Source organism: Leptospira perolatii (assembly GCF_002811875.1).
Classification (GTDB): Bacteria; Spirochaetota; Leptospiria; order Leptospirales; family Leptospiraceae; genus Leptospira_B; species Leptospira_B perolatii.
Map to the genome: position 1 here is coordinate 1 of NZ_NPDZ01000003.1, position 21,423 is coordinate 21,423.

The following is a 21,423-nucleotide window of genomic DNA, read 5'->3' on the forward strand; positions in this document are numbered from 1 at the left end:
TCGAATTGCAGAGCAATTCTTGTGCCTGTCTTCGCTTCGCTCAGCTCGCCAACGTCGTCAAGCCTTGGTCGTTATACGCCAGTTTTAAATGAATCATAAATTGAGGAATTAAACAATGACCATAGCGATTGCCTGGATTAGGGAAGTAAAAAAATGCCAAGAGCTAATAATTTGTACTGATAGCAGATTGAATGGTGGAATGCGTTGGGATCAAGGCCCTAAATTATTTACACTACCTAGATCTGATAGTGCTATTTGTTTTGCTGGTGATACAAGTTATGCCTATCCACTTATCATACAACTAACGAATGCAATTAGCCAATATGACAAATCTAGTGATCGATCTCTTGACATTCATAAATTAAGAGGGCATATAATCAAAGTTTGTAATAGTTTGAAAGACTCAATTCGATCATTATCAGATAAAAATGCATTTAAGGATAATGAATTTCTTTTTGGGGGATATTCATGGACAAAGAAAAATTTCTTCTTATGGAAAATAAGATACGATCGAGATAATAATAAATTTCATTTTATAAGAAATACACGAAAATATGGAAAACTTGGAAAAATTCTCTTTGCAGGAGATATGACAAACACTGCTAAAAAAAGTCTAGGTATTTTGATTAAGCAAAAATATGGTAGTTCGATAAAAAAACTCAAAGGAATAGGATATGATTTTGAACCTTTCGAAGTTATCAGAGATATGCTCCGGGCTTCAGACTTAAGAGGAAGCATTGGTGGAGCACCTCAGATCTTGAAAGTTTACCAACATATGAACTCTCGAGTTTTTGGTGTCTATTGGCCAAATAAGGATAGTAAAAAAATTACAATCAATGGACGAGAATTAATTGGATATGAAAACATCCAAAATTGGATAATCGATCCAGATACATTAGTTTCAGAAAAATTTACAAAAACATCCTATACAGAAGAAGATGATGAAGAAGAAGATTTTTCTGATGATGACGAACTTGGTGATCTTTAAGTAAAACCGGCGTATAACTATCGGCTCTGACGCGTCGCTTCAGGATTGCTTCGCAACCTTCGCTTGGCCTTCGGCACATTTCGCTTTGTCACTCGTCTTGCAGGGCAAGTCTCGCGCCAAGTGCTTGTGCACTCGCGAAACGTCGTCAAGCCTTGGTCGTTAGGCGTAATATGGGCTAAAATTTCACTTTCGTAAAATAGTAAAGATTAAAAATATCGATAGACAATTTGTCTTACGATATTAGTATCGATATATGAGCAAGGTAATTATTTCGCCCAAATTTCAAGTAGTTATTCCTAAAGAGATACGTGAAAAGACAGGAATCAAAGTTGGTAGCCATTTAGAGGTAATTTCTTACGGGAATAGAATAGAATTAATTCCGATTGAGCCAATTAAAAAGCTTAAAGGTTTTCTCAGTGGTCTGGATACTAAAATTGAAAGAGAAATGGATCGCCTTTGAATATTGTAGATTCTTCAGGATGGCTTGAGTATTTTGCTGGCACTAAACGTTCTGATTTGTTTTCAGAAGCAATTGAAAGGACAGACAAACTCCTTATTCCAACTATTTCGCTTTATGAAGTGTTTAAAAAAATCTATATAGAAAGAGATGAAGACAGTGCCTTAAAGGCTATTGCTCATATGCAACAAGGAACTGTAATAGACTTAGATGCTTCGATTTCAATATTTGCTGCGAAACTAAGTAAGGATCATAAACTACCGATGGCTGATAGTATTATTTTAGCAACGGCTCGTAAGTATAGTGCAATGTTGTGGACTCAAGACGAAGATTTTAATGGTTTAGATGGAGTTAAATATTTCCCAAAGAAATAGGTTGGGGTATTTCCGATTGAGTAGCCCATACTGCGCCTAACTATCGGCTCTGACGCAGCGCTTCGAGATGCTTCGCACTCTCGCTTGGGCTTCGCCACATTGGCTCCAGTCACGGTTTTTGCAGTAGCAAAACCCGCGCCTGACCCTAACGCCTCTTCGAGGCTCAGAGTTCGCCAACGTCGTCAAGCCTTGGTCGTTAGGCGAACATTTTTGCCAGGGTTTCTCAGATTTCTTTCGCCGCGTCCATGCGGCGATTAAAACCAAGATTTTGTAATGGTTTAAGATTGACAATACCCTATTGAATAGGGACAATTGCTTTATTGAAAAGAATATTCATTCATCTTCCGGATTTCGATCTATTTTGGAGGAAAGCTGGACTTGATGATGAAGAGTTAAAAGAACTCCAAGAGTTTCTATTAGAAAATCCGAAGTATGGTCCAGTTATTAAAGGTTCTAATGGAATCAGAAAGATACGATGGAAAAAGAAAGGAATAGGTAAGAGCGGAGGAATTCGAGTTTTTTACTTAGATATGGAAGAATTCTCTGTATTATTCTTAATAACACTTCTTGAAAAGAATGACAAAGAGAATCTTTCTAAGAAAGAATTAACGATATTATCAGATTTAGTAACTTCTTTAAAAGAAGCTATTCAATCAAAGAGAGCGCGACATGAAAAAAGAAAGTAGCAAGTTATTTAATAGTCTTTCTAAAGGACTTAATGAAGCCATTGAATACACTAAAGGCAAAAAAGTTGCTGGTGTAAAAGCGCAGATTATTGAAATTCAGAAGTTACCAACGTTTAAAGGTAAAGAAATTCGGAATATTAGAACTAACTTACACCTTACTCAAAATACTTTTGCTCAGGCACTAGGTGTTTCTGCTAAAACAATCGAGGCATGGGAATCGGGGAAAAACATTCCCCAGGGTCCAGCACAAAGAATGTTATTCATTCTTAAAAATAATTCGAAAGCATTGAATATTTTAGGAATTAAAAATTAACAAACGCGCCATCCTTGGCTTAACTTGTTAGTGCAATGGCAAAAACGTCGCCTAACTAAAAATTGTCGCTGCGCTTCGGGCTCCCTCATGCGACCCTCGCTTGGGCTTCGCCACATTGGCTTCAGTCACGGCTTTTGCAAAAGCAAAATCCGCGCCTGACCCTAACGCCTCTTCGAGGCTCAGAGTTCGCCAACGTCGTCAAGCCTTGGTCGTTAGGCGCCATAAACCTTGTAAATTATTTCAATGCATACCGGACATCCTTGTCCGGGGAAAATGAGGGCATTTTTTATTGATTATTTGCATTGACAATGCTTACAATATATGTAAGTATTAGTAAATTGATCAAAAGTTTCGAAAACAAAGACACGGAAAAAGTTTGGAAAGGTGTATTTGTTAAATCGATTCCAAATCAGATTTCAGAAATAGCTCTTAGGAAACTAAGGATGATCAATAACTCTCAAAGTGTTGAAAATCTAAAATCACCTCCAGGCAATAAATTAGAGTTACTTTCAGGAAATAGAAAAGGGCAGTATAGCATAAGAATAAACGATCAATGGAGAATATGTTTTCGATGGCATGAGCAAGATGCCTACGATGTTGAGATTGTTGATTATCATTAATTAGATTGCTTGAGTTTGTTTATGAAGAAATTGATTAAGAACCCTCATCCTGGAGATATTTTAAATGAAGAATTCCTTAAACCATTGGGTTTAAGTGCGTATCAACTTTATAAGGATACCGGAATTCCTCAATCTCGGCTAAGTGAGATCATGCATGGCAAGCGAAGCATTTCAGCTAATTATGCTTTAAAATTAGGTAAATACTTTGATCTTCCTCCTCAATTTTGGCTAGGATTACAGAATGATTATGATCTTTTAGAAGCTGAAAGAAAGATTCATAATCAATTATCTAAAATTAAGAAATACACAGTTAAAAATAATTCAGCTAAGAAAGTTAAAAGGCCATCCGTGGCTTAATTTTTACCTAAGGCTCAAGGTTTACAGCGCCTAACTGTCGGCTCTGACACTTTGCTTCAGGATTGCTACGCAACCTTCGCTTGGCCTTCGGCACATTGGCTTCTGTCACTCGCCTTGCAAAAGCAAGTCTCGCGCTAGTCCCTACCGCCTCTTTGAGGCTCAGGTTCGCCAACGTCGATAAGCCTTGGGTCGTTAGCTGCCAGTTTTGGGTATGATTTTCTCTATGACTTTAGCGAGCATCCGTGCTCGCGATTTGAGCAAATGTCGGAAAAAGAATTGTTCCCAAATGGGTAACATTTCATAATTGAAAATGTGAGGGTTATTTTCAGGAAAGTTTTAAGAGATTTTTATGAAAATCCTAAATATGCAGATTCTAAGACATCTATTGAAATTTGGTATAAAGATGCTTCGAAATCGCTTTGGACTTCGCCAAGTTCAATAAAAGAAAAGTATAGAAATGCGAGCTTTTTAAAAGCTAATCGAGTCGTATTTAACATTCACGGTAATAAGTATCGGCTTGTCGTAAAGATACATTACAATCTACAAACTGTTTTTATTCGATTTATAGGAACACACGAACAATACGATAAAATTAAAGCAGAGGAAATATAGATGGAAATTAAACCAATAAAATCTGCCAAAGACCACGAATTAGCTCTTAGAGAAATAGAAAAGCTTTGGGACGCCAAGAAGAATACGCCTGAGTATGATAAATTAGATATCTTAATCACTCTTGTTGACTCTTACGAAAATAAACATTTTCCAATTGAGATTCCTGATCCAATCGAAGCCATTAAATCAGTAATGGAGGAAAAGAATTTAAAGAATGTCGATTTGGGAAATTGGATAGGAGGAAGGAGTAGGGCAACTGAGATTCTTAATAAGAAGAGAAAACTGACCTTAGAAATGATAAGGAAGATCAATAAGAATTTAGGGATTCCTACGGAGATTTTAGTTAAAGACTATAAAATTAAAAGTGGTGCCACTAAAACACGGGTTAGGGCGAAATCGTCATCCATGGCTTGATCTTTTACGAATCAAACCCAAAACCAACAGCTAACTATCGGCTCTGCCGCATCGCTTCGAGATTGCTACGCAACTCTCGCTTGACCTTCGCCATATTTCGCTTTGTCACTCGTCTTGCATGGCAAGCCTCGTGCCAAGTGCTCGCGCACTCGCGAAACGTCGCCAACCCTTGGTCGTTATACGCAATCGCTAAGGATTTCATTTCTCAGGAAATTACGTTTAAAACTAAACTATTTAAATTATAGGGGTAAAATTTGTATAATAACGATTGACGATACTGACTATTTTCGATAGTATGCAGGAGTGATAGAAAGCTTTACTTCTGCTGAGACTGAAAAGATTTGGAAAGGGGAATATTCTAAAAAACTTCCGACAGATATTCAAATCCAAGCCAGAAAAAAGTTAAGGATGTTAAACAACGCTCATATTGTTGACGATTTAAAAATGCCTCCTGGAAATCGTTTAGAGATTCTAAAAGGAGACAGAAAGGGTCAATATAGTATAAGAATTAATGACCAATGGCGCATTTGTTTTACTTGGTCTGGAGCAAGTGCCTATGATGTTGAAATAGTCGATTATCACTGAGGTAGAATTTATGAAACGTATTCCAAATATACACCCCGGTTCTATATTAGAAGAAGAATTTTTAATTCCTTTAGCGATAACAGCATATCGCTTATCTAAAGAGACGGGTATTCCTCAAACTCGTGTAAGCCAAATTATTAAAAAGCGACGAGGCATAACAGCAGATACCGCAATAAGATTTTCTAAATTTTTTGGAACTTCTCCACAATTCTGGTTGGGCTTACAAAATGATTACGATCTTGAAGAGGAAATGTTAAAAAAGAAACGTGAGTTTAGTGCCATTCATAATTTCAAAGAAGTTGTTTAAAGTTAAAGAACTTCAGCCAAATTTGTTATTTTAGAACTCGCGACTGCGCATAACTGTCGGCTCTGGCGCTCCGCTCGGAGATCGCTAACGCTCGGGCTACGCCACATTTTACTTTCGTCACTTCGTTTGCAAAGCAAACTCGTGCCGTCGTAAAACCTTGGTCGTTATACGCAATCGCTAAAAATTCATTTTTGAAAGAAAAATAGAGGAAAATACTTGCAATATCTCATTTTGAGATATTCTTTGCATAAGTGCATATAATTAGCTGGAAGAAGATCTCAGATTTTGTAGATAAATATCCCAATTCAGGGCCTTCCCGCAAAAGCTGGTTTAAAATAGTTCAGAATACAGACTTTAAAGATTTCAACGAATTAAGAAGAGTATTTAAAAGTGCGGATCAGGTTGGTAAATTTACAGTCTTTAATATTAGTAGGAATAATTTTAGATTAATTTCTGCAATTCATTATAATAGAAAGAAAGTCTTCATTCGACATGTTTTAACACATTCGGAATATGATAAGGGAAAATGGAAGGAGGAATAGGATATGATTCTTGAATTAGAGCGCGTGAGAAATATTTGGCCAGAAGTCAAAGACCTTTTATCTGTTCCACATTCTGATAAACAATACAAGAAACTATTAAAAGCTCTTGATGAATTGATAGATGAGGTTGGTAACAATGAAAAGCACCCATTGGCACCTTTAATGGAAACAGTTGGAAATCTCATTGAAGAATATGAAAAGAGTAACTTTGAATCCATTGAGACAAGTCCTGTTGAGGTATTAAAGTATCTCATGGAAGAAAATGGGCTCTCTCAAAAGGATATGTCAGAGCTGGGCAGCCAGGGTGTTGTCTCTGAGATTTTAAATGGCAAAAGGGAATTGAATATTCGGCAAATTAAGGCATTGGGAAAGAAATTCAAAGTTTCTCCAGCAGTTTTTATTTAATTAATTAGCGACTGCGTATAACTGTCGGCTCTGGCGCTGCACTTCGAGATGCTTCGCACTCTCGCTTGGGCTCCGGCACATTTCGCTTTGTCACTCGTCTTGCATGGCAAGTCTCGCGCCAAGTCCTTTACACTCGCGGAACTTCGACAATTACTGGTCGTTATTCGCCATGCCGAGCTACACAGCCATATTTGCGATTCTCCCCCTCCTATTTGCCGCTTGTCGACCCAAGGTAACCACTCCGGTGCTAGGCATCGTAACGGCATCCGTCCTCTCCTGCAGGAATGAGCCACTGCAAACGGCCCCCGTAAAGGCCGCCTTCGCATACGGGAGTGTTTTGCCCATTGTAAGTGCCACGGAGGCGGATTTGGAGGTCGACCGGAAATCTGCCCCTTGGTTTAAGATCCAAGGCGTAGACTGCTGGGTCTTTGGAGGCTATGTGAAGGGCACACCCTCGCGGGAAACGTTCACGCTTACTCCTGACGAATTCTTGTGCTTACCCCCTACCGAATACAGGCCCGACACGCCCATTCATGTCGTTGGCTCGCTATATGTGATGTCCGTGTACGCTGATACCTTCTTCCGTCCAACGCTATCGGGAGGTAAGGCAGGCAGTCCCGAGCTCGGTACCGAGCGCGGTATTGTCATCGGTGATGCAATAGTGTCCACAGGCAAAATCTCGCTTGAGCCGCGAGAGATGGGTGTATATTCACCCGCCCACATTTGGATGGGAACATTTCCCGTACCAGACTGGATCACGAAGGAAGAGCTTACTTTCATAAATGATCCCCCTGCCCAGTATTTCGCCCGCTCAACGCTGAAAGTAAAGAAGTCAGCCGCAGCAGGAAAATGTCCTCCGGAGGGAGTAAGGACTTGGGAGAATGCCTTTTCCGAAACGTACTTCGTCAAGAAAACCACCTCAACAACGCAAATCAACGAGATTCTCCGTGCATCGATCTACGAGTAAGGTTTGTTCGGCCCAGCACATAACTCTAGTTAGGCGGCTCCGTTCCTCGGCTTCTCCTTCGGTCAAATGTCGGTTATCCTATTCCGTTATGCGAAATCGAGCCGCAAAAATCCAATGACACGATCATTGCAATTCGACCTCTATTCGTCACTGCAGGCCCGATGGCCTCAAACAGGAAAGCACATCCTCGCGTAGCCTTCGAGAAAATTCTTTCTTTGGCCGTGCACTCGAGTTTCCAACCCGAGGCTTACTCCTCCGAAGAGGAATGGCGCAAACTTGGCGCAGACACGGATGTCAGGCTTCAATGGGATCCAGATCATTCGCCGGCGGGCGCACCCTTGGAGCGACGTGCTATCCAACTGGGTTTGCGGGGTGACACCCTACGCTCGTTCGCGACCGAATGGGTCCTGCAGATCAGTGATATTTCCCCGTTTGTCAGAGAGAACCATCGGCTACTTGCTGATCAGCGTATATCCGAGCTCATGGTCCCAGTAGAATCTGTGCTTACCATCGAGGATTCGCAAACAGCAGCGCGCATCTTTTCCTAGGCGGCTGACCTTCGCCTAACTTCATAATCTTTAAAGGTTGAACGGAATATTAGCTTTGAAAGGGTAGTCGTTCAAATTGAATCCGGATCAGTTTTTTCCCCGCAGAGGCATAAATGAACATAGTAAAACAAATAATTCCATCTTTTTTGGTAGTTCTTTTAACTTTATGCATTGTCTATTCAATGCATTATATTTTTTTTATGTTTTTTCGAGAATCCATATTAGGCAGCTATTCCAATGAATTGGGGCATATTCAGGTAGTATTGTATTTTTTGATTTCATCAGTCCCTCTTTTTTACAGAAATAAAATCAAACAGTTGGTTTCTAATTTTAATGTCACATTATTTTTGATATTTTGGGCAATTGCTACTTTTAATCCAATTACATTATTGGTATTTTTTGCCTGTGGAATTTATCGAAATTGTATATAATATTTTTATTATTATTTCTATGAATTTGCTTCACGCATACAATTAAATGAACTAACAATTCTAAAATCTATTTGATAAATATAACATTTATCTACTTAAATATTGCACTACGGCTTACCAAATGGCTGAACCTTCGGCTCTGGCCGAGCGCTTCGAGATTGCTTTGCAACTCTCGTCCTAAACGCTTGCACATTCACGAAACGTCGCCCTAGCCTCGGTCGTGCCGCGCAATTTAAAATAATTGTAATTCGTTCGGAGGTAACTTACTATGACTCACTCACAGAAGATTGCAGCCCTAGTTGGACCGGGCATTCTGGTAACTACTATTACAGAAACCGTAAACTCTCACATCTGGGCTGGAAATACAGCGGCCGGGATTCACTTCAATGGTACGGTCCTATTTGTAGCTGGACTTGCACTGGTTCGTTCACATAACCTTTGGGTCCGCGGATGGCCCACCTTGTTGACGCTAACAGGTTGGTTCATTCTATCCCTTGGCTTATTCCGGATGATTGCACCGGAACTCCAGCTTAAGGCCGCCCAAACTCCATCTGAGTGGCTTCTTCCATCAATTACTCCAATGATCATGGTAGGTTTGTATCTGACATACAAAGCATATTGGCCTTCAGGCAAGACGTCGCCAAACCTTGATCGTTAGGGAAAATTGAATCTCAAATTTTATCCAAGTGGCCATCGCGGCCGACTCAAGAAACTATTTTACGTTCCTTAGCGCAGGCAAATATTGACAATACCAATTATATTTGGTATGTTGTATTTCATGCCATTAAGCGGCAGGGAAATGCTAAAGCATTTAGGAGAAGGCCAGAGGTAAATCGATGCACTATCATTTTCGTATTCACACAGATAAGACAGGCTACTGGGCAGAATGTATAGAATTAAAAGGATGCATGACTCAGGCTGATTCTAAAGAGGAATTAGAAGCCAATATTCATGAAGCACTCAATCTTTATTTGAATGATAATGAAGATTCCAAGTCCATATTTCCCTTACCGAAAAAGAAAGTATCAGGAAGAAACATAGTTTTAGCAGCAGTAGATCCTAAAATAGCATTTTCTCAAATCTTGAGAATGACTCGCTTAAAGCGTGGTTTAAGTCAAAAGCAAGCAGCTTCTCTTATAGGGATGAAAAACTTATATAGTTATCAACGTCTCGAATCTCCCAAGAGTGCGAATCCGGCGCTTTCCACGATTGCAAGGATAAAGCAGGTGTTTCCCGAATTAGCTTTAGATTTAGTAGTGTAATTTTTGATAGTAAAACACTATCCGTGGTTTCGCCAAGCCTTGGTCGTTAAGAGTAATTGCTGAGAGGAGAGGATGAAATACGATAAAAACAATGTAAAAGTTTATACTTTCGCGAAAGTAATGTTTATATTTCTATTTATGAATTCCTGTATGGAATATAAGTCAACTGATCCGGTTGAAAGTTATCAGTTATGGTCTGGTCAAAAACCAACTTCGGAAGTAATTGTAATAAACGGACAATATTGGCAGCTCATTGGACAAAAGAATACATTACGTATCTTGAATTAAAATCTTCCACAAGATGGCGTAATGAATTCTTTGAAGAGAATGTATTTGTGAAAGATGAAAGTAGATGGGAACCTCCTTCTGACTGTCCGAAGTGGTTTAAGCCAAAAAAACACTACAAAATTTGGAAACATTCTCGCTTCGAAAGTGACTCAAGAGTATTGGAGGATAGAACTGCAGGGCATATTTTTATCTATGATATACAATTATGATTTTTTTAGTGGAAAACTGATTCAAAAAAACTTGTATAAAGCACCAAAATTTATGTACTTCGCAAACTGAGTGGTGGTAATGCCATTTTGATTTTTGAATAGAATCACCGGTCAAAGCATGAGTTTCTTGAAACGTCTCAAACTTCGATTTGTTCCACTTCTACTGCAGGACCCAGAGCTTGGTCAGATGCGCTTCATGTACATTTCCCACCGACCTGAGAATAGCTATTGGGAATGTGAGTGGTTTTTCCCGCCCACAAAAACGAACGTCTTTCTTCCTATTCGGGGTACGGAAGAGGGACCGAATCAGCAGCATCGTAAATTCTATCTTGATCTTGTTGCAAGATTTGATTTCATCCTACAGGCATCGCGTCCACAGCTAGCCGCGGCATACAAACAGTGGGCAGATAAGGAACTGCCTTCCGATATCTTCTCTGCTTTCGAGCTCGCGGCTTTCGGGTTAGAGGACCCAGGCGCGAATCCGGTTCATTGGGAAGTTTCTTTCGAGGCAACAGGTGAAACGTGGATTTATGTTACCATCTCGTTCGTGGGAAACGAGGCTCAATCCGCAGTCGTGGATACTTAAGCTTAAATTAGATGTATCCAAAGATTTCAAAGGGCGGGTTGATCCGGTGCCCAATTTCGGCTAACAGTATAGATTTAAAGTGGATAGTAAAACAATGTTAGCAAAAAGATTTTTACTCTTATTTCTGTTTATTATTTCCTGTAAAGATTTTGGATTCGATACTGCTGATGTGATCAGGGCGAATGATGCTTATCTAAAGATCATAACTGCTGTTTCGAATAAATTCGTCTATTGTAAGTCTCTTGGAAATAATTATAGCAATCTAGGAGAGCCTTCCATTTCTTATTGCAATGATGACACCTTCCTCCATAATAAAGGTAAATATGTTTGGGTACGTTCCGTAGACACTTGTTTGAATCTGATTCATTTTGCTTTGTGCCCGGAAAATGGAACGAATTTTGATGAATGGCAAGATCTAGTGATTGGTAGTTGTCATATTTCAGAGGCGTATTTTATGAATTCCTATAAGCCCTTTCAGGGAAAGGTTCTTGGAATACCGCGGAACTTATATGGATTAAGTCTTCTTTGTCTCTAACGGTTCCTTCAAAAAAATCTAATATACGACAAGAGTTATAGTTATTGATCTAAACCTAAAAAGAGGATTCAACATGAACCGAACATTCTGGATTTCCGTTATCGTTTATCTGTTGGCCACATTTGTAATCGCAGCAGGATGGCATCTTTTCCTTTTCCGGGATTTGTATATACAACTCGCAATTTTCAGCCGCCAAGAACCGCTGATCCCTCTCGGTTTGATTTCGATGAGCATACAAGCCGTCCTAGTCGCTTACCTCTATCCCAAGATTCGGGGAGAAGGTCATCCGGCTCTGGAGGGGCTCAGGTTCGGAATCATTATCGGTGCACTGATGGCCTCGATCGGGGTGTTCGCAGAAGCAGGTAAGCAGAACGTAACTTCACTGTCTACTTGGTTGGTCCTAGAGAACATTTACTATCTGCTTCAGTTCAGTGTTGTCGGTGTTCTGATCGGACTCGTCCACGGGCAGACACGATTTTCAAACTCCCTTCCTCGTTAAGTGAAATCGCTCGACAAAATGAAACCACACCTACTTGCAATTATTCTCACTTTGCTTAACGGTTTGACCCTAAGCCAGATTCGATCTCAAAATGCGATAACTCAACAGTTAAGAGGACAAATCTCCTCGGACAACGTCATACTCAGAAAAGGTCCATCGAGAAATTCCCAATCCATCCGATCCCTGAGTCGGCTGACGGAAGTCTTTGTGATTGGACGCTCATCCAATAGGGAGAAAATCTACGACTGCGAGCATTTCTGGTTTAATGTCCGAGTCGCTAATCAGACTGGTTGGATATACGGCCAATTCATTCAGAATCTTCAAGATTCTAATTTTGTACCCCGATCTGTGCCTGCCTTCCCCCAATTTAAGTTGTTCTTACCAGCCTCTTGGATGCTTTCGGGGACAACAGTGTTAGATGACTATCACGGTCATAAGGTTATGGAATTCTTGGGTTCATACGAGTATAACGGCTCCCTTATCGATGACTACTTACGGAGGAGCACTGCAGGCGTTGACCCGAGTAGTGAGCATGTCCTCGATTCACTCCGACTCGATCACCCTCGTTTCCAAGTGTATCGAGTGCGCACGAATATTGTCTTTGAAGGAGGTTGCCCTAAATGGGTTGGTGTTTGGTATCCAATTATATATGTGATTGGAATTTCTTCGAGTCGCTACTTCACATTTGCAGTTTATTTGCGCGATATTCGTGATACAACCTTACTCGCTTTAGCGGACCGCATAGCACTGTCAGTCGATCAGGAATGAGTCATGCTTTGCACAAAGTGCTTGTGCGCTCGTGGAATTTTGATAATTACTGGTCGTTATACTAACATGGTAGCAGCCAATTTTATTCCCGAGGATTTATGAAATACATTGAAATCTCTGCAGTTGCCACGGTCTTGGCTTTGCTCATCTCCGCGTGCCAATCGAGGACACCGCAAGAGATTGCTTCGGCGGTCATTGATCGATGCGACAGATCGGCCATTAGCAAACCCTTCCGCAAAGAGGACCTACTCGGGATCTCAAAACACAAGGTGATTCTCATCAAAAATACGATCGTAGCACAGTACGGAAGGGAGTTCAAAACCCCCTACATACGGGAACACTTCCAGAAATGCACATGGTATAAACCCCAGCATGCAGAAGTTTCATCTATGCTCAATGAGACTGATAAAGCGAATCTTGCCCTCCTCGAAAGCATTGAAGATTCTCTCCCCGAAAACGAGGCGATCCCATTGTCCGCTGATCGCTTTACAGGGATTTTTCTCCGAACAACTCCCGGCGATTTAGGCTATCCCATTTTCTTGTGCCCCAATGGCGTATATCTTGAACCAAGTATGTGTCGCCCCGGTTATCAACGGGGTGAATGGAAATATGTTCCCGGAGACTTGACATTCATTATTTCGATCGAATGCACAAGCACGGACGAAGGAATTCCCTCTGTCCCTCCTTCCGGATGTGATAAGGTGTTTCCGAAACACAGCTTCTCTGGCTGCCGCCGGCTTGCACACTTCAAGGTCAATCACATCAAGGCCGATTCCAACGCTGAGTATTTTCTGTATATCTTCGGAAATCCTCGCTCCGGCTCCGGTCCATCCATAGATCTCAAACAGTGCGCGCCTGACTTCAAACCAAAGACGCTGGATGATTTGCAGCTTTCAGGGCAATAGAGTTGTCACTCCGGTTACCCTGTTCTGTTAGCCGAAATGCACGGAGCGCTTTTCGGTTCCGGGCAACGATTGTCCTTGGCTTTTTCGCTTATTAATCCGTTATAGCTTCCCCCATTTACTTTGTTCGCAAAGCAAACAAAGGCAAAGTGCTTGTGCAATCGCGAACCCTTATCAAGGCTTAGGTTGTTCTAGGCCACTGCCATTCCTCAACTCAAGAGAAAATCTTTACAAAACATGGCCAATTTTAAGCTAAGAATCATAGAGCAGAAATGGATTGATGATAATCCGGAAAATGCATATGACCTCTGTTCCTATGGTAGTATATATTTAGAAATAGGTGGTTCTATAATTTCAGATGCAGAGGATGATTGGACAATTAACACTGCAGGATTGGAATTACTAAAATCTGCTATCTCAGACCACTTTGTAAATTCATCAACTCGTCCTATATTTGATCATTGCGGACAGTTGGCAATGCTTGGCTGCCCTATAAGTACAAACTGGGATGTTCGGCACAAAGGTGAAGAAATAACAATCTGTAATATAACAAAAATAAGCTCAATAGATCGAGGAGCTGAAACTCAATTTAAGGATATAGAAGTAACGATTCTCAAAGTCGATTATTTGCGGCAGATCATAATGTTTTGCGACAATATCAAATTGTTCTTTAGTACCCATAGAAAGCGCGTATTCCGAAACGATTATGATAAAACTGAATTTGAAAGTTTTTGGAACGAGTTTGATCGATCGCTTGATATTTGTAGGCATGAATTAACTGTATTAAAAAACCATAATTACGAATAACGTAAAGTGTTTACGATGATTTTGAAAAAGAAGAAACTAGTATTATAGGCTGGGCGATTTAGCTGGGGTAGGATCAAGGTGCGATTCAATGGCATAGAGGATTGGTTTATAAACCCCTTTTATCAGAAGCGTCGGATGAAAATTGTTATAAAATTGAAAATTCGGAAGGCCTCTTGCTTTCTTTCGCGTTTTTAGTGTCTTTCAGAGACGCAAAACTTCCTCAAATCTGTTTTCGTTAGACGAAATCTAGCAAAATATTCCGTATTCATCTCACAATCAGAATTAGTGCCTAATAATTTCTTATTACAAAAAATGAATTTACTATTTATTGCGATTCTATTCTGTAGTTCACTTAAAAAATGTAATTCAATAAATAAAAGTAGGGGGTACATAAGAATTAGCTTCAACCGAAAATTAGAATATCAGAAAATTGTATTTTATAAAATCTAAAACAGGAGTGATTTAAATATGATCAATTCAAACAAGCTTACACAAATATTTGTATGCATATTCATCCTTTCTTTCGGCGGCATTATTTGGGCAGATGATAAGACCAGTGCGGTTAATGCGCCAACTACAGGTCCGGCATCCCAAATAACTCAAACCTCAGCGGTGTTAAGCGCAAAATTTGTTCCAGGCGGATCGTTTGCAACAATTGGTTGGGGTAAAGAAGGTGGGGGTAAACCAGTAGATGCGAATTGTGGTCCATTGCCTATTTCTTCTAATACGCAAACTTGCACTGCCACTGGTTTAACATGCAATACAAAGTATGGTTATTTAGCTTCGGAAATTTTATCCAGCGGTAAAACCGCAACGGGCAAACGGGAATATTTTACTACTGCCCCTTGCAATTAACTTACTATAGTTTTGAAATTTCATTCATCGAGAGTTCTCAACTGAGTCCTTGATTTTTAGAGAATTCTCGATTTTGCCGGCCGCAAGCGATACTTCGTTTATTCGTGGTTATTATATGCAACTGAAACTAATATCTAATATTTTATAAAATTTGCATGATTGAGCTAGTGAACTTCGAGCCGTTTATAAATTGAGTCATGATGTAACTGATCTATTCCTGTACGATTTAGATAAGTTAAAAAAGAAGTTTTAGGATAATGGCGTTAACTTCACATAACTATTGGCTCACGATCTGTGTGATGATAGAGGTTGACGTCTAAAAGAACAATCACATATTCGAAGGAATGCACAAAATCAGTATTATGAGTTTCCTGATTTTGAATATGTTCTTCCTGTCCAATGTATTTGCGGGCGATTCGGAACCGTCTTCCTCGCTAACTCGGCCACGCGGTCTTCCGAGACTCATTCATCCTGAGCTCCAATCCGAAAAGCATACATGCGGGTTACATTCGATACGAGCAATCTACGCCTCCTATCGTCTCCCGGTTCGTGATTTCAATCTGCGCAGCCGACTCGGAACGGATGTGGCGGCTTTTCCCTTCTTCGACTCAACAACCGGAACGATTCATTTTGATATTTTCCGAGTGCTTGATCAGGACGGGTTTTCCTACAGCGTAGTGGATACATCCAGTAAATCCGGCCGCGACGATCTCCTTTTTCACTTCTACGAGGGACACTATGCGTTGACTCTTATCAAGAGAAAAGAAACAGGCACCTTACACTGGGTGGTTCTGCTCGGCCACAAAGCTAATAAGTACCAGATCGCCGATTCCATCGGGGCACGGATTTACTCGGAAGACGAAACCTTTCTTAGACGTAACGTTGTATCTACTGTGCTTATCAAGCCGGTTGGTGAGGGGCTCTTTTGGGGAAGATTCAGCGCGTATTGTTCCGGCCTGATTGAAGGTCTCTTGAGCCTTCTGCGCTGAGGGATTGCTCCCGAATCCTGACTGCGCCATCAACGAAACATTTCGACTTGTCACTTCGTTTGCAAATCAAACTAGCACAAAGTGCTTGTGGCTCACCAACCCTTGTTAAGCGTTGCTCTATCGTACATGCAACTGCGATGAAAAATAATTAAGAAGGAACAGATGAAAAAAATCGCCATACTTCTAGCTGCTTTTATTGGGTGCTCTGCTTTTCAGAAAAAAATATCGGCCCCTGTTAAGACAAAAGTCCCCGAAATATTTCAAACATTTGCACCTGAAGTTCAGAGGTTTTATATCTCTCCTGCAGTAGATGAACAAATTCAAACTAGAAATGGTACAATCTTTACAATTCCTAAAGACTCTATCTATTTACCATTCGATTATAGAGCGGGGGACTCTATCGAATTAGAAATTAAAGAATACACGAATCCGGTAGAGTTTCTTTCTTCCGGATTTTCCCTTGGATATATTGAAAGTAATAGTTTTAAGCAACTCGATTCGGCTGGTATGTTTGACATAAAAGCTCTTTATCAAAATTCCGAATTACATCTTAAAAATAAAATATCTGTCAAATTTCGAAATTTGAACCCTGGTAAATCCTATAATTTATATAAGGTTGTTGATAACGAATGGCAATATTCTGGCTCTAATCAACAAGTTGCTGAGTACAGAGAAAAACAGGAATTCCTCTATAGGGTATTTACAGGCATTGACAAGTTTACTTTATGGAATTTTGATCTTCCTGTAGATAATTCTTGCATTAATATTTCATTAAAATCGTTGAAGATCGATCAACAAAATCCAATTTTCTACTCTGTGTTTAGTACTTCTAATTTTAGAATAAATTTTAAGTGGTATCCATCGAATATTCTAAATATTAACGTTCCGATAAATGATACTGTGAATATTCTTTTTTGGTCCGGGAAAAAGATTGGTATTATTAAAGGGATCCAAACTCCCACTTCTCCATTAGGAAAAGATAATTATCCTACCGATGAGAATTGTTTAAAAAAAGGTGACTTCGATTTAGATTTCGTCACTGAAGATGTGCTAAAAGAGTCGAACAAAAGAATTCAATATTTATATTCTACATGATTACACTACACCAAATTACATGGTACACGCTGGTCTTACGAATCTCTGTTGTTATCAGCGTGTTCACTTTTTTAACAAATCTGTTGCCGCTTTCTCAAAAACTAGGCGATTACGCAACGGCGATCTTTCTTGTTTCCGACACATTGAAAGTGGTGGCGGGATCGGCAGCGGTTATTGTACTTCGAATCCTCACAGAAGTCAGGGCCTTCACCGTACTGCTTTTCTTCTCAGTTCCGTATCAACTCTATGTGCTTCTCCTCAACCTTCATAAGGACTGGCGCATCGAAACCGATTTTGTTTTGGCTTCCCTTGTAAATTTAATTACTGCGTACGCTATGTGGCGTGTCCCCAACAAATTCGGAGCTATTTTGCCGCGACGAACCCTCGCGATCTCCCTCGCACTATTCGCACTCCTGTTGAATTTGCATCATGTGCTACCGACTCACCTCACTGGTTATGTAAGCTTGCTCGTCTATGCAGATTATATCGTTGTGCTGTTTTTGTATTTTCGTGTATTCTGGAACTTCCGTCCTGCGTAAGCGCCAGATTGTATCTAACTATCGGCTCGGACACGCAAGCATTATAGAAGATGTGATCGCATTGAACAGTAACTCTCGTTTGGGCTTCGGCGCATTTCACTTTTGTCATTAATCTTAGGATTATTTCGGTAAGTTTTTCCAACATTTAGACCAAATTCTTTGTATTGACATTAGGCACACGTCTAATACTGTAATATAGGTGATCTTTGATTGGGATAATGACAAAAATGAAGCTTTGAAAGCGGAGAGAAACATCAGCTTTGAAAGAGTAGTTGTTGAAATTGAATCCGGATCGGTTTTGGACATCTTAAAAAATCCGAATGTAAAAAGGTATCCTAATCAGATTTTAATAATTGTAGAAATTGATAATTACGCTTGGGTAGTTCCTACAATTGAGAATAGGGACACTTTCTTTTTTAAAACAGCATATCCATCAAGGAAATATACAAATACCTATCTGTCGGAGGCAAATTTATGAAATATAAACTTAGCCAAGAAGAAAAAAACTTAGAATCCTCGATCGAGCGGAATGAATGGAAGCCGGTGGATAATAAAGCTCAATATTTGAAAAAATTCAAATCTGCAGCGAAAAACACTCTGTTAAAAGATAAGAGAATGAATATCAGGATAGCTGGGAAAGATATTCAATTATTAAAAACCAAGGCGTTGGAGATTGGAATTCCCTATCAGACTTTGGTTTCAAGTATACTGCATCAGTATGTAACTGGTAAATTAATAGAGCGATAATTAAAACTCAGCGTATACCTAACGATTGGCTCCGACGTACCACTTCGGGATGCTTGTGTAGCCCGGAAACTTCGTCAAGAGGGACGGAAGCTTTAGCCAGTTACATCTCGCTGGTAACCGGGATTGTCCCATTCGCATGCTTCCGCGTCCATAGAAGAAGGAGCTATAATCCACTTGCCACAATCTTTGCATTCATACTTGAACATGTACGCGTATCCAACTTCTACGTTGGTCGAAAGGCATTTGGGGCAGCGGTATTCTTTGGTAGGTTCTGTGAATTTTAGAGCTTCCCTTGCCTTGGACCATGCGGGAGGTTTGCCTGACAAATACGCCTCGCGTAACCACTTTACTGCTTCAGCATCACTTTGCTCCACGCCCACACCCTCCAAGAAGTGGAGACCTAAGTAGTATTGAGCCAAAGCGTGGCCTTGTTCTGCAGCTAATCGTAGACTGTTCAAGTCGCCTTTCTGCATCTGGCACTTTTCTATCCTTTTACCCGAATTTATACTGTAATCACGAATCGGCACAACTCGAAAAAAGAGAGCTTTGCTCGGTTCTTTACTGAAGAATAAATTTGATTTAGATTCCTCCATCTGCTTTATGTGAGAGAACCATGACAAAAAATAAATTACTACGAATGGACAATGTTCTGATCGTGATCAACGATATGGAGGGTGCGATCGAGTTTTTTACTGAACTCGGTATGGAAGTGGAAATCAGGACTACGGTTGAGGGATCGTGGGTAGATCGTATCGTCGGACTCGAAGGAGTTCGAAGTGACATCGTTGTGATGCGGACTCCGGACGGCCGCAGCCGGATTGAACTGGACAAGTTCCATGCACCGGCAGTGATCAAAACTGAGCCGGAGAACACTCCAGTGAACACCTTGGGTATACGTCGCATTATGTTTGCAGTCACAGACATTGACGACGTCGTTGCGCGCTTGAAGAATCGGGGGGCCGAACTCATGGGCGAAATAGTACAATACGAGGACATGTATCGACTCTGCTACCTCCGCGGACCCGAGGGAATTATTCTCGCGCTGGCAGAGCAGCTCGGAAATAAATCGATCAAAGATACTTTAGGAAATCCTTAACAAGAAAATAGAATGAAAGATAATAACCTGGTTGATGCAGCTAATCAAATGGTCATGCTTGCACGCAAAAGCCTATTATTTTTCGGAGCGATTTTTACAATCATTGCTCTGTTAGGAATAACAATCGATATCGTGGTAGCAAGTGTTAGCGGTGGCGATTTATTAAAGTACCATCAAACAGCTATTGAACGATTTGATGAATTACAACGGCTGCTATATTCAGCTGCCGGCGAAGCGCTGCTGCTCGCTATGCCCGGAGGGTTACTGTCAATGTTATGGATGGCAATGTACACATCCCGATTATTTAAGCTATCTGTATAGCCGCTTGATTTGTTTGGAGAGTAAGTAGCAAGGAGAGTAGCTATGTTATTTTAAAAAATTCCCTTGAAATGCTTGAAAATACGAACTTGTATCGTATATTGTATCGTATGAAAGTGACCGCAATATTGCCAGATGATTTGATTGCAGAGGTCCAAAAGTATTCTGGTGGTAAAAACATAACTGATTCCCTTCAGAAAGCTCTCTCAGAGTGGTTAAGACAGGCCAAAATAAAGAATCTGAATTCAAAGCTACATAAATCCCCACTTTCTTTCAAAGAAGGATTTTCCGGGGAAAATATAAGAGGACTGAATCGAAATAGATGATCTTAGTAGATACTTCGGTTTGGATCGAATTTTTTAGTGGAAAGGAACCTTATTTCATTGAATTGAGAGATTTAATAGAATCTTCGGAAGTGATAGTTCATGAAGTTGTCTTTGGAGAGCTTCTCCAAGGATGTAAAAACAAGAAGGAAGCATCTTTTATTTTAGAATATTGGGAAAATCTGAATACTTTAACTTCGAATGGTAGTTTTTTGTCAGCGGGGAAACTTTCCTTTGAGAGCAAGCACATCGATAAAGGCATTGGATTAATTGATTCGGTCCTTATCAATGAAGTTAGAAGTAAGAAACTTCGACTTTGGACATTAGATAAAAAGATACTCAAAGTTTTAGATAAAAAAGAAATCTATTCGAGTAAGTCTTATTTTTATTGACATTACAATGTGTAATTACATCGTAATTACCATGAGGGCTTCTGTTGTTAAGATAGGCAATTCAAAAGGCATACGAATACCTAAGGCAATTCTTGAAGAATGCCAAATTGAGGAAGAAGTAGATTTGCTTATTGATAAGAATCAGATCATTATAGTTCCCGTAAAAACCAAGCCCAGAGATGGTTGGGAAAAGCAGTTTAAAACAATGTCTGAGAGAAAAGAAGATAAATTGCTTCTACCAGATACTATCGACTTATCCAGCAAGGATTGGGAATGGTAGTTTCTCAATACGAAGTATTTTTGATCAGCTTAGATCCTACAATTGGACACGAAATCAAAAAATCAAGACCTTGCGTTATAGTATCGCCGAATGAAATGAATAAGTTCATTGGCACGGTTATTATTGCGCCGATGACTGCCAAATCACATGCGTACCCAACAAGAGTTGAGCTAACATTTCAAAGTAAGAAGGGTTGGCTCGTCCTAGATCAAATCAGAACCGTTGATAAAGCTCGTTTGATTAAAAAACTCGGTAAGCTTGAATCAAAGACAGTGACCAAAGTTAAGCGAGTTATTCAGGAAATGTTAGTAGATTAAAACCAAAAAG

The 21,423-nt window shown here is 40.1% G+C and carries 36 protein-coding genes; 34 read left to right on the forward strand and 2 right to left on the reverse strand.

Features of this window, described 5'->3' with window-relative positions; translation table 11 throughout:
- Positions 1 to 115 precede the first annotated feature (115 nt).
- From CH373_RS05990 to CH373_RS18925, 15 genes are all read left to right on the forward strand, one after another.
- Positions 116 to 988 (forward strand): hypothetical protein, encoded by an 873-nt coding sequence (locus tag CH373_RS05990; RefSeq protein WP_100712823.1) that lies wholly within the window; start codon positions 116 to 118, stop codon positions 986 to 988.
- 253 nt (positions 989 to 1,241) lie between these two features.
- Positions 1,242 to 1,448 carry an AbrB/MazE/SpoVT family DNA-binding domain-containing protein gene (locus tag CH373_RS05995; RefSeq protein WP_100712824.1) on the forward strand — a complete coding sequence of 69 codons (207 nt, stop codon included), beginning with the start codon at positions 1,242 to 1,244 and terminating at the stop codon, positions 1,446 to 1,448.
- On the forward strand, positions 1,445 to 1,819 hold the full coding sequence (locus tag CH373_RS06000; protein ID WP_100712825.1) for a type II toxin-antitoxin system VapC family toxin: 375 nt from the start codon (positions 1,445 to 1,447) through the stop codon (positions 1,817 to 1,819). Before CH373_RS05995 ends, CH373_RS06000 begins: the two co-directional genes overlap by 4 nt.
- Before the next feature lie 320 nt (positions 1,820 to 2,139).
- Positions 2,140 to 2,505, forward strand: coding sequence for a type II toxin-antitoxin system RelE/ParE family toxin (locus CH373_RS06005; protein ID WP_100712826.1), 366 nt, complete (start codon positions 2,140 to 2,142; stop codon positions 2,503 to 2,505).
- Positions 2,489 to 2,818, forward strand: coding sequence for a helix-turn-helix domain-containing protein (locus CH373_RS06010; RefSeq protein ID WP_100712827.1), 330 nt, complete (start codon positions 2,489 to 2,491; stop codon positions 2,816 to 2,818). Before CH373_RS06005 ends, CH373_RS06010 begins: the two co-directional genes overlap by 17 nt.
- Positions 2,819 to 3,126: 308 nt before the next feature.
- Entirely contained in the window at positions 3,127 to 3,438 is a 312-nt protein-coding gene (locus tag CH373_RS06015; protein ID WP_243393286.1) for a type II toxin-antitoxin system RelE/ParE family toxin, read from the forward strand.
- A gap of 21 nt (positions 3,439 to 3,459) precedes the next feature.
- Positions 3,460 to 3,795, forward strand: coding sequence for a HigA family addiction module antitoxin (locus CH373_RS06020; protein ID WP_100712828.1), 336 nt, complete (start codon positions 3,460 to 3,462; stop codon positions 3,793 to 3,795).
- A gap of 312 nt (positions 3,796 to 4,107) precedes the next feature.
- Positions 4,108 to 4,407, forward strand: coding sequence for a type II toxin-antitoxin system HigB family toxin (locus CH373_RS06025; RefSeq protein WP_100712829.1), 300 nt, complete (start codon positions 4,108 to 4,110; stop codon positions 4,405 to 4,407).
- A complete protein-coding gene (locus tag CH373_RS06030; RefSeq protein WP_100712830.1) occupies positions 4,408 to 4,821 on the forward strand; it encodes a helix-turn-helix domain-containing protein in 414 nt (137 codons plus the stop codon).
- Positions 4,822 to 5,124: 303 nt separating this feature from the next.
- Entirely contained in the window at positions 5,125 to 5,406 is a 282-nt protein-coding gene (locus tag CH373_RS06040; protein ID WP_100712832.1) for a type II toxin-antitoxin system RelE/ParE family toxin, read from the forward strand.
- A 10-nt stretch (positions 5,407 to 5,416) separates the two neighbouring features.
- Positions 5,417 to 5,713, forward strand: a complete 297-nt coding sequence (locus CH373_RS06045) for a HigA family addiction module antitoxin (protein ID WP_100712833.1) — start codon at positions 5,417 to 5,419, stop codon at positions 5,711 to 5,713.
- A gap of 251 nt (positions 5,714 to 5,964) precedes the next feature.
- Positions 5,965 to 6,255: a type II toxin-antitoxin system HigB family toxin gene (locus CH373_RS06050; protein ID WP_100712834.1), complete on the forward strand. Its 291-nt coding sequence runs from the start codon at positions 5,965 to 5,967 to the stop codon at positions 6,253 to 6,255.
- 3 nt (positions 6,256 to 6,258) lie between these two features.
- A complete protein-coding gene (locus CH373_RS06055) occupies positions 6,259 to 6,660 on the forward strand; it encodes a helix-turn-helix domain-containing protein (protein WP_100712835.1) in 402 nt (133 codons plus the stop codon).
- Positions 6,661 to 7,027: 367 nt separating this feature from the next.
- Positions 7,028 to 7,627 carry a hypothetical protein gene (locus CH373_RS06060; RefSeq protein WP_125169897.1) on the forward strand — a complete coding sequence of 200 codons (600 nt, stop codon included), beginning with the start codon at positions 7,028 to 7,030 and terminating at the stop codon, positions 7,625 to 7,627.
- A gap of 161 nt (positions 7,628 to 7,788) precedes the next feature.
- Complete coding sequence (locus tag CH373_RS18925) at positions 7,789 to 8,175, forward strand: DUF4291 family protein (protein ID WP_100712837.1); 387 nt, start codon at positions 7,789 to 7,791, stop codon at positions 8,173 to 8,175.
- An 809-nt stretch (positions 8,176 to 8,984) separates the two neighbouring features.
- Here the strand turns inward: CH373_RS18925 and CH373_RS18570 are convergent.
- Positions 8,985 to 9,239 (reverse strand): hypothetical protein, encoded by a 255-nt coding sequence (locus tag CH373_RS18570; protein ID WP_125169899.1) that lies wholly within the window; start codon positions 9,237 to 9,239, stop codon positions 8,985 to 8,987.
- Positions 9,240 to 9,442: 203 nt separating this feature from the next.
- Here CH373_RS18570 and CH373_RS06080 point away from each other — a divergent pair, with 203 nt between their 5' ends.
- The 13 genes from CH373_RS06080 (at position 9,443) to CH373_RS06150 (ending at position 18,687) form a co-directional block, all read left to right on the forward strand.
- Entirely contained in the window at positions 9,443 to 9,868 is a 426-nt protein-coding gene (locus tag CH373_RS06080) for a type II toxin-antitoxin system HicB family antitoxin (RefSeq protein WP_100712840.1), read from the forward strand.
- 615 nt (positions 9,869 to 10,483) lie between these two features.
- Positions 10,484 to 10,951 carry a hypothetical protein gene (locus CH373_RS06095; protein ID WP_100712843.1) on the forward strand — a complete coding sequence of 156 codons (468 nt, stop codon included), beginning with the start codon at positions 10,484 to 10,486 and terminating at the stop codon, positions 10,949 to 10,951.
- A gap of 94 nt (positions 10,952 to 11,045) precedes the next feature.
- Positions 11,046 to 11,486, forward strand: coding sequence for a hypothetical protein (locus CH373_RS06100; protein WP_100712844.1), 441 nt, complete (start codon positions 11,046 to 11,048; stop codon positions 11,484 to 11,486).
- A gap of 73 nt (positions 11,487 to 11,559) precedes the next feature.
- The gene (locus CH373_RS06105; RefSeq protein ID WP_100712845.1) at positions 11,560 to 11,985 is read left to right on the forward strand and encodes a hypothetical protein; all 426 of its coding nucleotides are present in this window, start codon (positions 11,560 to 11,562) and stop codon (positions 11,983 to 11,985) included.
- A gap of 18 nt (positions 11,986 to 12,003) precedes the next feature.
- Positions 12,004 to 12,753: an SH3 domain-containing protein gene (locus CH373_RS18930; protein WP_125169901.1), complete on the forward strand. Its 750-nt coding sequence runs from the start codon at positions 12,004 to 12,006 to the stop codon at positions 12,751 to 12,753.
- 98 nt (positions 12,754 to 12,851) lie between these two features.
- Positions 12,852 to 13,658 carry a YARHG domain-containing protein gene (locus tag CH373_RS06115; protein ID WP_100712847.1) on the forward strand — a complete coding sequence of 269 codons (807 nt, stop codon included), beginning with the start codon at positions 12,852 to 12,854 and terminating at the stop codon, positions 13,656 to 13,658.
- 234 nt (positions 13,659 to 13,892) lie between these two features.
- On the forward strand, positions 13,893 to 14,462 hold the full coding sequence (locus CH373_RS06120; protein ID WP_100712848.1) for a hypothetical protein: 570 nt from the start codon (positions 13,893 to 13,895) through the stop codon (positions 14,460 to 14,462).
- Between the two features lie 468 nt (positions 14,463 to 14,930).
- Positions 14,931 to 15,317 (forward strand): hypothetical protein, encoded by a 387-nt coding sequence (locus tag CH373_RS06125; protein ID WP_100712849.1) that lies wholly within the window; start codon positions 14,931 to 14,933, stop codon positions 15,315 to 15,317.
- A 344-nt stretch (positions 15,318 to 15,661) separates the two neighbouring features.
- The gene (locus tag CH373_RS06130; RefSeq protein WP_125169903.1) at positions 15,662 to 16,306 is read left to right on the forward strand and encodes a hypothetical protein; all 645 of its coding nucleotides are present in this window, start codon (positions 15,662 to 15,664) and stop codon (positions 16,304 to 16,306) included.
- Positions 16,307 to 16,468: 162 nt separating this feature from the next.
- Positions 16,469 to 17,401 (forward strand): hypothetical protein, encoded by a 933-nt coding sequence (locus CH373_RS06135; RefSeq protein WP_100712851.1) that lies wholly within the window; start codon positions 16,469 to 16,471, stop codon positions 17,399 to 17,401.
- Positions 17,398 to 17,940, forward strand: a complete 543-nt coding sequence (locus CH373_RS06140) for a hypothetical protein (RefSeq protein ID WP_125169905.1) — start codon at positions 17,398 to 17,400, stop codon at positions 17,938 to 17,940. The genes CH373_RS06135 and CH373_RS06140 overlap by 4 nt, the downstream gene beginning before the upstream one ends.
- 199 nt (positions 17,941 to 18,139) lie before the next feature.
- Positions 18,140 to 18,418: a BrnT family toxin gene (locus CH373_RS06145; protein ID WP_100712853.1), complete on the forward strand. Its 279-nt coding sequence runs from the start codon at positions 18,140 to 18,142 to the stop codon at positions 18,416 to 18,418.
- The gene (locus tag CH373_RS06150; protein WP_100712854.1) at positions 18,415 to 18,687 is read left to right on the forward strand and encodes an antitoxin; all 273 of its coding nucleotides are present in this window, start codon (positions 18,415 to 18,417) and stop codon (positions 18,685 to 18,687) included. Before CH373_RS06145 ends, CH373_RS06150 begins: the two co-directional genes overlap by 4 nt.
- A 92-nt stretch (positions 18,688 to 18,779) precedes the next feature.
- On the opposite strand, the gene CH373_RS06155 is transcribed toward CH373_RS06150, so the two are convergent.
- Positions 18,780 to 19,160: a sel1 repeat family protein gene (locus tag CH373_RS06155; protein WP_125169907.1), complete on the reverse strand. Its 381-nt coding sequence runs from the start codon at positions 19,158 to 19,160 to the stop codon at positions 18,780 to 18,782.
- Positions 19,161 to 19,300: 140 nt separating this feature from the next.
- Here CH373_RS06155 and CH373_RS06160 point away from each other — a divergent pair, with 140 nt between their 5' ends.
- The 6 genes from CH373_RS06160 to CH373_RS06185 all read left to right on the forward strand — a co-directional run bounded on the left by CH373_RS06160 (position 19,301) and on the right by CH373_RS06185 (position 21,413).
- Positions 19,301 to 19,783, forward strand: coding sequence for a VOC family protein (locus CH373_RS06160; RefSeq protein ID WP_100712856.1), 483 nt, complete (start codon positions 19,301 to 19,303; stop codon positions 19,781 to 19,783).
- A gap of 12 nt (positions 19,784 to 19,795) precedes the next feature.
- Positions 19,796 to 20,104 carry a hypothetical protein gene (locus CH373_RS06165; protein WP_100712857.1) on the forward strand — a complete coding sequence of 103 codons (309 nt, stop codon included), beginning with the start codon at positions 19,796 to 19,798 and terminating at the stop codon, positions 20,102 to 20,104.
- Between the two features lie 107 nt (positions 20,105 to 20,211).
- Positions 20,212 to 20,427: a DUF2191 domain-containing protein gene (locus CH373_RS06170; protein ID WP_100712957.1), complete on the forward strand. Its 216-nt coding sequence runs from the start codon at positions 20,212 to 20,214 to the stop codon at positions 20,425 to 20,427.
- Positions 20,424 to 20,816, forward strand: a complete 393-nt coding sequence (locus CH373_RS06175; RefSeq protein WP_100712858.1) for a PIN domain-containing protein — start codon at positions 20,424 to 20,426, stop codon at positions 20,814 to 20,816. Before CH373_RS06170 ends, CH373_RS06175 begins: the two co-directional genes overlap by 4 nt.
- A gap of 31 nt (positions 20,817 to 20,847) precedes the next feature.
- Positions 20,848 to 21,096, forward strand: coding sequence for an AbrB/MazE/SpoVT family DNA-binding domain-containing protein (locus tag CH373_RS06180; protein WP_100712958.1), 249 nt, complete (start codon positions 20,848 to 20,850; stop codon positions 21,094 to 21,096).
- Positions 21,090 to 21,413 (forward strand): type II toxin-antitoxin system PemK/MazF family toxin, encoded by a 324-nt coding sequence (locus CH373_RS06185; RefSeq protein ID WP_100712859.1) that lies wholly within the window; start codon positions 21,090 to 21,092, stop codon positions 21,411 to 21,413. The genes CH373_RS06180 and CH373_RS06185 overlap by 7 nt, the downstream gene beginning before the upstream one ends.
- The last annotated feature ends 10 nt before the right edge of the window (positions 21,414 to 21,423 follow it).